11 protein-coding genes are annotated in these 12,918 nt (G+C 43.4%); 8 read left to right on the top strand and 3 right to left on the bottom strand.

What is annotated here, in order from left to right; genetic code table 11:
* Positions 1-4: 4 nt before the first annotated feature.
* Both pdxH and recJ read left to right on the top strand, forming a co-directional pair.
* A complete protein-coding gene (gene pdxH, locus F986_RS02750) occupies positions 5-661 on the top strand; it encodes a pyridoxamine 5'-phosphate oxidase (protein ID WP_004691715.1) in 657 nt (218 codons plus the stop codon).
* A complete protein-coding gene (recJ, locus tag F986_RS02745; RefSeq protein ID WP_004691714.1) occupies positions 662-2,368 on the top strand; it encodes a single-stranded-DNA-specific exonuclease RecJ in 1,707 nt (568 codons plus the stop codon).
* Positions 2,369-2,414: 46 nt separating this feature from the next.
* Here recJ and F986_RS02740 read toward each other — a convergent pair whose 3' ends face one another.
* Both F986_RS02740 and F986_RS02735 read right to left on the bottom strand, forming a co-directional pair.
* Positions 2,415-3,170: a putative porin gene (locus tag F986_RS02740; protein ID WP_004691713.1), complete on the bottom strand. Its 756-nt coding sequence runs from the start codon at positions 3,168-3,170 to the stop codon at positions 2,415-2,417.
* Positions 3,171-3,337: 167 nt separating this feature from the next.
* Entirely contained in the window at positions 3,338-4,120 is a 783-nt protein-coding gene (locus F986_RS02735; RefSeq protein WP_004691712.1) for a putative porin, read from the bottom strand.
* Between the two features lie 483 nt (positions 4,121-4,603).
* Between F986_RS02735 and prfB the strand changes: the two genes are divergently transcribed.
* The 5 genes from prfB (at position 4,604) to F986_RS02710 (ending at position 9,551) form a co-directional block, all read left to right on the top strand.
* Positions 4,604-5,699, top strand: a protein-coding gene (gene prfB, locus F986_RS02730; protein WP_100222790.1) for a peptide chain release factor 2 whose coding sequence is annotated in 2 segments (ribosomal slippage) — positions 4,604-4,675 and positions 4,677-5,699 — 1,095 coding nt in all. Because the reading frame shifts where the segments join, the coding sequence is not laid out codon by codon here.
* 140 nt (positions 5,700-5,839) lie between these two features.
* Complete coding sequence (locus F986_RS02725; RefSeq protein ID WP_004691709.1) at positions 5,840-6,139, top strand: ArsR/SmtB family transcription factor; 300 nt, start codon at positions 5,840-5,842, stop codon at positions 6,137-6,139.
* A gap of 27 nt (positions 6,140-6,166) precedes the next feature.
* A complete protein-coding gene (locus tag F986_RS02720) occupies positions 6,167-7,246 on the top strand; it encodes an alkene reductase (protein WP_004691708.1) in 1,080 nt (359 codons plus the stop codon).
* A 99-nt stretch (positions 7,247-7,345) separates the two neighbouring features.
* Entirely contained in the window at positions 7,346-8,626 is a 1,281-nt protein-coding gene (locus F986_RS02715) for a 3-deoxy-D-manno-octulosonic acid transferase (protein ID WP_004691706.1), read from the top strand.
* Positions 8,627-8,840: 214 nt separating this feature from the next.
* The gene (locus F986_RS02710; protein WP_017396897.1) at positions 8,841-9,551 is read left to right on the top strand and encodes a 16S rRNA (uracil(1498)-N(3))-methyltransferase; all 711 of its coding nucleotides are present in this window, start codon (positions 8,841-8,843) and stop codon (positions 9,549-9,551) included.
* Here F986_RS02710 and F986_RS02705 read toward each other — a convergent pair.
* Positions 9,537-10,508 carry a mechanosensitive ion channel family protein gene (locus F986_RS02705; protein ID WP_004691703.1) on the bottom strand — a complete coding sequence of 324 codons (972 nt, stop codon included), beginning with the start codon at positions 10,506-10,508 and terminating at the stop codon, positions 9,537-9,539. The genes F986_RS02710 and F986_RS02705 overlap by 15 nt on opposite strands.
* 452 nt (positions 10,509-10,960) lie before the next feature.
* On the opposite strand from F986_RS02705, the gene acs reads away from it, so the two are divergent.
* A complete protein-coding gene (gene acs, locus F986_RS02700) occupies positions 10,961-12,904 on the top strand; it encodes an acetate--CoA ligase (RefSeq protein WP_004691701.1) in 1,944 nt (647 codons plus the stop codon).
* Positions 12,905-12,918 lie beyond the last annotated feature (14 nt).

Here is a 12,918-nt window from a genome sequence, read left to right as displayed (position 1 = left end):
AGAAATGAGTGATTTAATTAAAGATCTCAGTGAGCTTCGTTTAAGTTACCAAAAAGGCGAGCTGCGTGAAGATCGAGTAGAAACCCATCCACATGCCCAGTTCTTGCTTTGGTTTAATCATGCTTTAGAAGCACAACTACACGAACCCTATGCCATGTCATTGGCGACAGTAAGTGCGCAGGGTCGCCCGCATGTGCGAACGGTATTGCTGCGTGGTGCAACTGAGGCAGGGTATGATTTTTATACCAATTATGACAGCCAAAAAGGCAATGATTTGGCAGAAAACCCATATGCAGAGTTACTGTTTTATTGGCAAGAGCAGGAACGTCAGATTCGCATTGGTGGTAAAGTGGTCAAAATTTCTGAAGCAGAATCGACGGACTACTATCATAAGCGGCCACGAGATAGCCAAATTGCGGCACATATCAGTACACCACAAAGTGGTGTGATTGAAAGCCGTGAAGTCTTGCAACAACGTTTTGAGCAATTGCAAAGCCAAGTTGAAAGTAAATCAGAACTGAATAAACCCCTCTTTTGGGGTGGCTACCGTCTCGAGCCTGACTATTATGAGTTTTGGCAAGGGCGTCCGAACCGTTTACATGACCGTTTAAGTTATGAAAAACAGCAAGATGTCTGGATGCTGAAACGTTTGATGCCATAAATGTCAGCCATTCAAATTAAGCAAAGACCCTTTATTACCTGTCCTGAATTATTTCAGGACATTCCTGCGTTTATTGCAGAAATTTTAGCCCGCCGTGGGGTGGCGTCAACGAAGGAGCTGGAGTTAAAGCTCAAGCATTTACTGGCCCCTAGTCTGAAAGGCTTAAATGAAGCGATTCAGTTGATGGATGCTGCGATTGATCAGCAACACAAAATTGTCATTGTGGGCGATTATGATGCGGATGGTGCAACCAGTACCGCGTTGATGATCTTGGCTTTGCGAGAAATGGGGGCGCAGGTAGAGTATCTGGTTCCAGACCGCTTTAAATATGGTTATGGCTTAACGCCTGCGATTGCGGATTTAGCATTTACTAGCTTTACACCTGATTTATTGATTACTGTGGATAATGGTATTTCCAGTCATGACGGCGTGAAACAAGCGCAAGATCATGGCATGCAGGTGATTATTACCGATCACCATTTGACCACCAAACCGACTCCCAGTGCCCAAGCGGTAGTGAATCCGAACCAGTTGGGGTGTGATTTTCCAAGTAAAGCCTTAGCTGGGGTCGGCGTGGCCTTTTATGTCCTGGCTAACTTATCAACCTATCGTAAAAAACTGCATAAGTCCTCGGCAGTCATGAGTCAGTATTTGGATTTGGTGGCCTTAGGCACCTATGCCGATGTTGCCAGTCTTGACTATAACAATCGCATCTTGGTCGATGTTGGCCTGAAGCGCATTCAACAGCATTTATGCCGCCCTGGTATCAGTGCTCTACTGGAGATTGCAGGTCGAGAGGCTGCAACTTTAAAAGCGCAAGATTTGGGGTTTGTACTGGGACCACGTATTAATGCGGCAGGTCGCATGGAAACCATGGATATCGGAATTGAATGTCTATTGGCACAGGACTTTGCCTCTGCCTATCCATTGGCAGAACAACTGAATCAGTTGAATGTGGAACGTCGTCAGGTTGAAACCACGATGAAACAAGAGGCTTTAATAGCCTTGGATCAAATTCAACTAGATGATACGGTCTTACCCGCGGCTTTAATTATGTTCGAGCCGCATTGGCATCAAGGGGTGATTGGCATTGTTGCGGGGCGCTTAAAAGAACAGTTTCATCGTCCGAGTATTGTGTTTGCTGCAGATGAAGATGGGATACACATCAAAGGTTCTGCCCGTTCGATTGAAGGAATCCATATCCGCGATGCCATTGAGTGTGTTGCTGAGCAATATCCACATTTGGTCAGCCACTTTGGTGGGCATGCTGCGGCAGCGGGTTTAACCATTCAAAAAGTCCATTTTGAAGAGTTCAAGCAGGCCTTTGAAGCACTGATGACAGCTCAGGATGAACGTTTATTTACGGCGACTTTATGGACCGATGGCGAGTTAGCTGCACAGAATATTCAGGTTGAAACGGTCGATCTTTTGCAGCAGATTAGTCCATGGGGGCAAAAGTTTCCAGCGCCTATTTTTGAAGGAAATTTTCAAATTTTAGATTTCCGCTGGTTGAAAGAAGTGCATTTAAAATTACGTATTGCTTTAGAAAATGGACAGGTCGTGGATGCCATTGCTTTTAATGCGGCGGACAAATACCAGTTCAATGAGATGAACCATCAAGTTCGTTTGGTTTATGAGCTGGATAAAAATGAATTTCGTGGCAATGTCAGCGTACAACTTCGCATTTTGCATTTAGAACAACATTAAAAAAACCACTCTATAGAGCGGTTTTTTTAATAGATTTTAGTTGCAATTAGAAGCGGTAAGCACCACGTAAGCCAAATACATTGCCGTCATCGGCAAAGTCAATTGCACCTTCTAGGCTGACTTGTTGCGTGAAGAACTTTTTCGCGCGGATGGTAAATACATCAGCATCTTTCCCATCTGTATCAGAGAAACCAAGACCCACACTTAGGGTTTTATCTACATACAGGTCAGCTCCAAAGCTGTAGGCATCAATATCACCAAAAGATGCACCACCTTCAAAGTTCATGTCATAAGCACCTACTTGAGTGACATATTTAGCACGTAAAGTTGGATCGACATCATCACCATAATCATTATCATAACCAAGTAGGCCCGCCGCAATCAATAAACCAGGGACAGGTAGGTAACCTACTTCAGCAGAATAAATGGTGGTATCTAGATCTTCAACACCGTCCGCTTCATGTTTAGTTTGCCCAATATTACCGTTCAGGTAAAAATCAGAATTTGGAATAAAATACTCAAGTCCAACATTAAAGTCTGTGACTTCGTAATAATCATAATCAATATATGAAACTTCGCCATTGAGATTGCTTGAGCGGTTTAAGAACGCAGCTTCATTCAATGGGCTGTTTTTGATTTGAACAGGGTTGAAGTAGTACGTGCCATCTACGCCAAAACCTATTGAAGTGTCCCCATGATCAGGATCAGCCACAGCAATGGTGCCGCCGATTTCCGCTTGGTAAGCATGTGCAGTCCCGAAGCTTGCGATCAGTGCTGTAGTCAGCGCAATTTTTTTAAGCATTTTAGAGGTTCTCTCTTTGTTATAAAAATATGACTGTTCTATGACAGTTGTAACGAAGTGTACAAAAAAGTAGCAGGGAGTCAATCTTTATTTATAACAATGCTTTATCAGAGTGCAAAAAGCCCATTCGAAAATGGGCTTTGAGTATTCAAGGTTTTTAATTGGTTTTAGAAGCGATATTTAGCAGCTACACCGAATTTGTTGTAGTCGTTGTTGCCAACTTCACCAAAACCAACACGACCTTCAAGGCTGACTTGTGGGGTAAAGAATTTACGTGCATTGATACCAAATTCGTTAGTATCACCATAGTCACGGTCTTTACTGTAGTAGTCTACACCTAGGCTTAAGGTTTTATCGATGAAGTAATCTGCTGCAAGATTATATTCGTCTAAATCACCAAAAGCAGCACCTGCTTCAAGGTTGATGTCTTTACCATTCGAAAGTGTAGTTACATATTTGGCACGTAAAGTCGGGTCTACACCATCATCACGGTCATTATCCCAACCTTTAAGACCTGCGGCAATTAACAAGCCTGGCGCTGGTAAATAACCGACTTCAGCGCCATAAACGGTCTCATCAAAATCGCCACCGCGGTCAAATTTCATATCGTCGCGACCAACATTACCACTCACATAGAAATCTGAGTTAGGAATGTAAACTTCAGCACCTACGCCGTAACGATGACGTTCATCATTACCAACTTCGTCATACTGATATTTTGCGTTAACGTTACTTGCACGGTCTAAGAATGCAGCTTCTGCAAGTGGCGCATTACGTGTTTGAACTGGGTTGAAATAGTATGTGCCATCTACGCCAAAAGAGCCACTTGAACTACCGTTGTCTGGATCAATTAGGCCAGCTGAAGCACCCACCTCTGCTTGGTATGCATGTGCAGTACCTGTGATCGCTAGAGCGGAAAGTAATGCTGAAGCAATTGCTAATTTTTTCATGGTATGTACCCCTCGTAAGTGGAACTGTATTTCATTAATTTTTTGTTACAACTTCAGTCTAGGGCAAAATAAAAAAGCGTCAACCAAAGGAAAGTTAATGCTCTGTATCTAAGGTTACATCGTGTAATTTTTTAAATTTAAATGATTGATAATAAATTATAAATTTATAATGTTTTGTTTTATTAAAATTGTGTAGATTCTGTGGATTTCATAATTTTTGACGCTATTTTAATCAATTTTAACTCAAAATGTTTAGTCCGTTTGTCTGTTGAGAACACTTCTCAGGTATGTATTTTATGGGATGGTTCGCATTTATATGCAGCTTGATTTTGGATCAAGTGAATACTTTTTTGGAGGCTAAACAGTTTTAATCTCTAGAAAGAAGGGTGTGTTTTTGTCGAATTTGAGATGAATAATCCCAGCCGTCGACTGTGATATAATCAGCGGCTATTTTTCGCTTTATATTGATTGAGAGTAATTCACGTGGAAATTAATCCGTATCTAAACCAATTAAAAGACTTAAACGACCGTGGTCTCACATTACGGGGGTATCTTTGACTACGATCTGAAAAAAGAGCGTTTAGAAGAGGTTCTCCGTGAATTAGAAGATCCCGCGATTTGGAATGATCAAAGCCGTGCACAAGCCATGGCCAAAGAAAAAGGCGAACTTGAAAACGTCTTAAATGTGTTAGATGGTTTGGCAACGCAGCTTGAAGATGCGCAAGCGATGCTTGATTTGGCAGTAGAAGCAGATGATGAAAGTCTGTTGGCTGATGTCCAAGCTGAATTGACTTCTGCAGAAGAAGAGTTAGCGAAGCTTGAATTCCGCCGTATGTTCAGTAACCCAATGGACCCAAATCCATGTTATGTGGAAATTCAAGCCGGTTCAGGTGGGACAGAAGCACAAGACTGGGCTTCAATGCTACTGCGTATGTATATGCGCTGGATTGAACGTCATGGTTTTAAAGCTGAATTGATGGAAGAGTCAGACGGCGATGTGGCTGGGATTAAGTCAGCAACGATTCGTGTTGAAGGTGAATATGCCTATGGTTGGTTGCGTACCGAATCGGGCGTACATCGCTTAGTACGTAAATCGCCATTTGACTCGGGTAACCGCCGTCATACGTCATTTTCTGCTGTGTTTGTCTCGCCAGAAGTCGATGATAACATTGAAATTGATATCAACCCATCTGACGTGCGTACCGATACCTATCGTGCTTCTGGTGCAGGTGGTCAGCACATTAACAAAACAGACTCTGCGGTACGTTTAACCCACGCGCCAACAGGCATTGTGGTGGCATGTCAGAACCAACGTTCACAACATGCCAACCGTGACCATGCGTGGAAACAGTTACGTGCGAAGTTGTATGAGTTGGAAATGAGCAAACGTAACGAAGCAGCGCAAGCACTTGAAGACTCGAAGTCGGATATTGGTTGGGGCAGTCAGATTCGTTCTTATGTATTGGATGACTCGCGTATTAAAGACTTACGTACGGGTGTTGAAAATTCCAACACAGGTGCAGTACTAGATGGTGACCTTGATAAGTTTATTGAAGCAAGCTTAAAACAAGGTTTGTAATTTAAATGATGAATGAAAGCAAAGTGTTATCAGTTATTTTACAATATATCTAAAAAAATCGATATTAAAATCGAAAAAATGCGATATATTAAGTAAAACAAGCTGACAACGCTTTGCTGCCCATTAAACGTGTCTTGAGTATGGATATAGATTTAATTTTTAAAGCCTTGGCTAATCCAACGCGTCGCCAAATTTTGGAATGGTTAAAAAAACCAGAACAATTTTTATCGAGTGACGAATGTGGTGACTTTAGACGTGGCGTATGTGCAGGTCATATCGAACGGTTGGGAAATGTATCGCAATCGACGATGTCGAACCATTTGTCCGTGTTACAGCAGGCCGGTTTAATTCAAGTGGAAAAATATGGACAATGGTCTTATTTTTCTCGCAATGAAGCGTTGATTCAGCAATATATCGAACATTTGCAACGTTCACTTTAATTGAAAAAAGTGGCGATCGAGGCGACTATGGCTGAACTGAATACTCCTTTAACTTTAGGTGATCTACACTTAAAAAACCGTGTCATTATGGCTCCTTTAACACGAAGTCGTGCAACGGCAGACCGTGTGCCAACAGCCATGATGGCGGAGTATTATGCACAGCGTGCAAGTGCAGGTTTGATCATTTCTGAAGCGACCGTGATTTCTGAAGAAGCCAATGGCTATTTGAATACACCGGGGCTATTTAATGAAGCTCAAGTTGAAGGCTGGAAACAGGTCACTCAAGCTGTACATGACCAAGCGGGCTTAATTGTGGCGCAGTTGTGGCATGTCGGTCGTGTATCGCACCCTGATTTATTGGATGGTGAGACGCCAGTATCTGCAAGTGCTGTACAACAAGCGGGTCAGGTTAGCTTATTGCGTCCAAAGCGTGAATATGTGGTGCCTCGTGCATTAGAGATTGCTGAAATTCAGAGCATTGTTGAACAATATAAACAAGCAGCAATTCATGCCAAAGCGGCAGGTTTTGATGGGGTGGAGCTGCATGCAGCCAATGGTTATTTGATTGACCAGTTTTTACAAAGTTCAACCAATCTACGTGAAGACCAATATGGTGGCAGCGTAGAAAACCGCGCGCGTTTGTTGCTTGAAGTGGTTGATGCATTGATTGAAGTCTGGGGTGCAGGTCGTGTTGGGGTGCATTTAGCTCCACGTGGTGATGAGCATGACATGGGCGATGATGATCCACGTGAAACCTTTGGTTATGCGTTGGAACAATTGGGTCAGCGTCAGATTGCCTTCTTCTTTACCCGTGAATATTTGGCAGATGACAGTATCAGTACGTACCTGAAACAACGTTCGGGTGGTGTGCCATTGATTGCCAATATGCGTTTAAGCCGTGAAGATGCGATTGATCTGTTAGCGTTGGGTCAAGCGGATGCAGTGTCTTGGGGTAAGGATTATATTGCCAATCCAGACTTGTATGAGCGTTTGGTTCAAGATGCGCCACTGAATGAATTGAAACTGGAAAACATGATTGGAACAGATGTCGCGGCCGGTTATGTGGACTATCCAACTTTAGCTGAAATGGAAACTGCTGCGGTTTAAATTGCTTTTCCGTTAAATTCGCGACAAGATAACAGCGCAATTCATGGGATAATATGAGTTGCGCTGTTTTATTTTTGCATTGATTTTTGGAGCACGTATTTGGCTACTCCTTTTTGGTATAACGCAGCACTTGCGCTGATCAAACCGCTGTATAAGTCTAAAATAAAAAAACGTGCAGAGACTACAGAACAATTTCAACAAGAATGTCTCGAACGTTTCGGGCCGTTTCAACCGGTTAAAAATCGCCAAGCGATTTGGTTCCATGTAGTATCGGTGGGTGAAACCAATGCAGCGCAGCCTCTCATCGAGCATTATTTAAAAGCGGGTCATCCAGTCTTGGTGACCAACACCACCAAAACAGGTCAGGCGCGGGCCAAATCCCTATTTTTAAAAGCGCCTTATTTAGACCTGTTCCAAGCTGTATATTTACCTGCAGATCAAAAGCCTTTAGTTCGTCAGTTTTTTGCATTGTATCAGCCCAAACTCTTGGCTTTGGTTGAAACGGAACTGTGGCCGAATTTAATTGCCCAAGCAGGGCAGAGTCAGGTGCCATGTATCTTGATTAATGCACGTCTTTCTGAAAAATCAGCCAAAGGCTATGCCAAAGTATCTAGCCTGACGCAGCCGATGTTACACGGGCTAGATCAGCTCTTGGCACAAGATCAGGCAACTGCAGAGCGCTTTATTCAGCTTGGTGCAACGCCATCGGTAACACAGGTGGTGGGGAGTATTAAGTTTGATATTCATGCGCCAGAATCGGCTGTCAAACAGGCAGCTCAGCTCAATCAAGAATGGTCACTCGCTGGGCGTAAGATCATCACTATTGCCAGTACCCATGCACCCGAAGAACAAAAACTGTTAAGTGCATTTAAGTCATATTTAGATACCCAGCCTGAACTGTTGTGTATTGTGGTACCGCGTCATCCAGAGCGTTTTGATGAAGTTTTTGCTGCTGCACAAAGTTTAAATTTAAATACCACTCGCAGAAGTACGGGACAAAGAATAGAGGCGGAAACCCAAGTCTATTTAGCCGATTCGATGGGGGAGATGTGGTTATGGTATGCCTTATCGAATGCTTGTTTTGTCGGGGGATCACTAAATGAACCTGGTGGCGGACATAATATTTTAGAGCCAATTGCGTTACATGTGCCGACGGTTTTGGGCAAAAACTATTTTAATTTCCAAACCATTGTCGATGAATTTGTACAAGCCGATGCGGTGAAAGTTGTTGAGGATGCTGAACAAGCTGCCGCGGTGTTGATGGCACTGTTAGAGAATACTGAGCAGGCCAATACACTGAATCAAGCGGCACAAAAGATTATGCAGTTAAATACCGGCTCTCTAGCAAAGCATATTCAAGTGATTGATGCTTATTTATAAAACTTGAGTGAGTTTGTCATTACTACAAATACTGTAGATTTTATGGATGGCTTTGCGTAGGTGGTTCTTACTTTTCAAAGATGAAAAGTAACAAAAATCTTTTGCTATGCTGAAGGTACATTCTGTACCTCAGCACAGCGGGCGACATCCTTGTCGCCTTTCACGATGACCTGTGCTAATGATGCCTCCACTGTTTGGATTTTTTCTATTTATTATGAATATCGTTCTCTTAGAACCGCGCCAAACTGAATCTGAACTCTGGTCCATTAGCGCCAAGCGTCAGCTTGAACATTTGCATCATCATTTAGAGCTGAAAGTCGGTGATACGTTAAAAGTCGGGATACAAAACGGAAAGCGTCATCTTACGCAAGTGGTTGATGTTTCTGAAACAGCTGTACGTATAAAACCCTTATACGAAGAACCTGTACCAGCCAAACTACCAGTCACTTTAATTGTCGCGATGCCACGCCCTAAAGTTCTGCGTCGTTTGATTATGGATGCGGTGACTTTAGGGGTTGAAAAAATCATTTTGCTGCACAGCTATCGGGTCGATAAAAGTTATTGGCAAACCCCGTTCTTACAACAGTTGGATCAGTATGTGACTTTGGGGCTAGAGCAGGCAGGCGATACGATTGCACCGAAAGTTGAAATTTATAAACGCTTTAAGCCTTTTGTTGAAGATCAATTGCCAAGCCTGATTTCAGCCGACTGTCCTGCCTATGTGGCACATCCCTATAGCGATGCCAAAATGCCTTTTGCGATTCAGCATCCCTGTACGGTTGTGATCGGGCCGGAAGGAGGATTTATCCCTTACGAAGTTGAATTACTTGTAAAAAACGGCTGCCAAGCTGTGAGCTTAGGCAACCGTATTATTCGGACTGAAACCGTGATCCCTTATGTTTTAGGGCGCTTATTTAGCGGTTGAAGTTTCTGTCGGGTAGCTGTCATTTTTTGCGACGCGAACTTCTTGGACTGGGTAAGGAATAGAAATTCCTTGCTCAGCAAAGGCTTGAACCACATATTCTTGTACTGAACTGATCGAGCCAGATACCGTAGTTTCTGTGGTGTTGACCCACCATTGAACTTTAAGATTTACTGAAAAATCTGCAAGTGCAGCGACGTTCACGCTAAAACCCGGTTGACTTAAAATGGTCGTATCTCGGTCTAAAATGCCTAAAATAATATCTTTGGCTTTTTTGATGTCATCTTCATAACCAATACCGACCAAGAACTCGCAGCGACGACGTGGATAGGCGGTGTTAACAGTGACCGCACTGGTATACACAGTCGCATTCGGAATCACGATACGACGACCATCTGGCGCACGTAAGTAAGTGGCACGAATTTGAATATCTTCAACGTTGCCTTCCATACCCGAGACAATAATGTCATCGCCAATCTTAAACGGTTCACCCAGTAAAATCAGGATCCCTGAAAGAAGGTTTTGGAAGATATCTTTAAATGCAAAACCAATGGCAACCGAGCCAATCCCCAAAGCACTCATCAGCTGACCAGGGGTGAAACCCGGAATCGCAATCACCATGGCAATCAGGAAGCCAATAAAGACGATGGCCGAACTGCCGACACGGTTCAGGACAAGGACAAGGTTTTGTTTGGTATAAGAACGATCAGATAGTGCTTTACGAACAAAAAGCTTAAACAGTTTGGAGAGCAAATAAAAAATGACGAAGGTAATCAGCGCAATACAAAAATAAGGCATACGCTCCCAAAAACTATCGACAAATTTGTCGATGGTGGAATAGGCGTCATTATATTTTGCTGTATGTGCAATTACACTTTGGGTGGTTTTCGCTGTCGCGTCATGTAGCATCTCTGACGTACCTTGAGCAACCTCGCTCAAGGTATGGGTTTGTTCTGACACTGGTGCTCCAATCGCTGAAAATTTGGCATATTTTGCCTGAAAATTGTGTGTATTTAATAGAGAAAAGCGTATGAAATTATCGCATTCTGAGTGATTGATAAACGGATAAAAATCTATCTGTCTGTTTTTTAAATGCTTGATTTTTTGAATCAAGGTGCTGAGCCATGCTCCTATGTATGAAATAGCACAGCCTGAAGTGTAACAATATGCTTAAAAAGCCTAGCTGGAGCCACTTTACGGAGTTCGACGTTGTTCATGTTACGGATTAAACACAGGATCTCATTGAAAGATCACTATAAAATGTGTTTTAAATTGTAGAAATAATATACGACCAAAGCCGTGTTGATCTGTTTAAAAAACAATCGTCATACTGTGGTTATGCAGTCCAATAATAAACCAATAACTGTGGCATGAACTCTCGCGATGAGAGTCAGAATATAAGGAAGTATGATATGAAAGAAGTATATCCTGTACCTGCAGAATTTGAAAAAACTGCGCGCACCAATGAACAAGAATATTTTGAACGCTATCAAAAATCGATAGAACAACCTGACGAGTATTGGGCTGAACAAGCGTTGAAGCTAGATTGGATCAAGCCTTTTAGCCAAGTTAAAAACACCAGTTATGATAAAGACAATTTTAAAATTGAATGGTTTGCCGATGGCCAGTTAAATTTAAGTGCCAATTGCCTTGATCGCCACTTAAAAGAGCATCCGTATAAACCTGCCATTATTTGGGAAGGTGACCATCCCTCACGCCATAAAATCATTTCCTTTGCTGAACTGTATGACGAAGTGTGTCGTTTTGCCAATGTCCTGAAAAAGCATGGCGTGGTGAAGGGTGATCGTGTGGTGCTGTATATGCCAATGATTTCAGAAGCGGCCATTTCGATGTTGGCCTGTGCCCGAATCGGTGCCGTGCATTGTGTGGTGTTTGGTGGTTTCTCGCCTGATTCATTGGCAAGCCGAATTGATGACAGCCAAGCCAAAATTGTGATTACCGCAGACTCTGGAATGCGCGGGGGTAAACCGATTCCGCTGAAAGAAAATGTAGACGCAGCATTGAATCTACCCGGGACAGACTCAGTACAGAACGTGATTGTGGTACACCGGACAGGCAATCCAATCATGCTTAAAGAAGGGCGTGACTTGTGGTATCACATGGAAATCATGACGGTCAACGAGATTTGTCCACCTGAACCGATGAATGCGGAAGATCCCTTATTTATTTTATATACCTCAGGTTCAACCGGTAAGCCGAAAGGTGTGCTGCATACCACAGGGGGCTATTTAACTTATGTGAATAGTACCTTCCGCGAAGTGTTTGACTTAAAACAAGATGATGTGTTTTGGTGTACCGCCGATGTAGGCTGGATTACGGGACATTCTTATGTGCTGTATGGCCCCTTGTCGAATGGAACCACAACAGTGATGTTTGAGGGGATTCCACAGTATCCAAGTTGGGCACGTACAGGACATATTGTCGACAAACACAATGTGACGATTTTGTACACAGCACCGACAGCGATCCGCGCCATGATGCGTGAAGGGGATGCCTTTGTCCGTGAGAGTGATCGTAGCAGTTTACGTTTAATTGGTTCCGTCGGAGAGCCGATCAACCCTGAAGCATGGAATTGGTACTACACAGTGGTGGGGGAAAGCCGTTGCCCAGTGGTGGATACTTGGTGGCAAACCGAAACTGGTGGAATTTTAATTTCTCCACTTCCGGGTGCGACACCACTTAAACCCGGGTCTGCAACGCGTCCTTTATTTGGAATTCAACCTGCTTTGGTCGATGCAGAAGGCAACGAGTTAGAAGGAGAAGCTGAAGGCAATCTGGTGATTAAGGATTCATGGCCGGGGCAAATGCGAACCATTTGGGGGGATCCTGAGCGGTTTATCGAAGCGTACTTTGCAACTTATCCGGGAACGTATTTCACGGGCGATGGTGCACGCCGTGATAAAGATGGTTATTACTGGATCACAGGTCGGGTGGATGATGTACTGAATGTGTCAGGGCACCGCTTAGGCACGGCTGAAGTGGAAAGTGCTTTGGTGGCACATGAGGCGGTTGCTGAGGCTGCCGTAGTAGGAATGCCACATGAAATCAAAGGGCAGGGAATTTGTTCTTTTGTCACTTTACAAGCGGGCACTGCACAAACTGAAGAACTCCGTGCTGAACTGATTCAGTGGGTACGAAAGGTGCTCGGTCCTGTGGCGACACCAGATGCCTTACATTGGGCACCATCTTTACCGAAAACACGTTCAGGTAAAATTATGCGCCGTATTTTAAGAAAAATTGCAGCGAACGAGTTAGATAGTTTGGGCGATACATCGACGCTGGCTGAACCGCAAGTGGTCGAAGTGTTGATTAAAGAAGTATATCCAAACGGATAAAATCAACCTAAAAA

Origin of the sequence: Acinetobacter johnsonii CIP 64.6, from assembly GCF_000368045.1 — a bacterium.
Taxonomy (GTDB): Bacteria; Pseudomonadota; Gammaproteobacteria; order Pseudomonadales; family Moraxellaceae; genus Acinetobacter; species Acinetobacter johnsonii.
This window is presented reverse-complemented; position numbering and strand designations above follow the sequence as displayed.

Coding starts and splice junctions, on each gene's coding strand:
- pdxH (WP_004691715.1), top strand. CDS start 5: ATGAGTGATTTAATTAAAGATCTCAGTGAGCTTCGTTTAAGTTACCAA.
- recJ (WP_004691714.1), top strand. CDS start 662: ATGTCAGCCATTCAAATTAAGCAAAGACCCTTTATTACCTGTCCTGAA.
- F986_RS02740 (WP_004691713.1), bottom strand. CDS start 3,170: ATGCTTAAAAAAATTGCGCTGACTACAGCACTGATCGCAAGCTTCGGG.
- F986_RS02735 (WP_004691712.1), bottom strand. CDS start 4,120: ATGAAAAAATTAGCAATTGCTTCAGCATTACTTTCCGCTCTAGCGATC.
- F986_RS02725 (WP_004691709.1), top strand. CDS start 5,840: ATGGATATAGATTTAATTTTTAAAGCCTTGGCTAATCCAACGCGTCGC.
- F986_RS02720 (WP_004691708.1), top strand. CDS start 6,167: ATGGCTGAACTGAATACTCCTTTAACTTTAGGTGATCTACACTTAAAA.
- F986_RS02710 (WP_017396897.1), top strand. CDS start 8,841: ATGAATATCGTTCTCTTAGAACCGCGCCAAACTGAATCTGAACTCTGG.
- acs (WP_004691701.1), top strand. CDS start 10,961: ATGAAAGAAGTATATCCTGTACCTGCAGAATTTGAAAAAACTGCGCGC.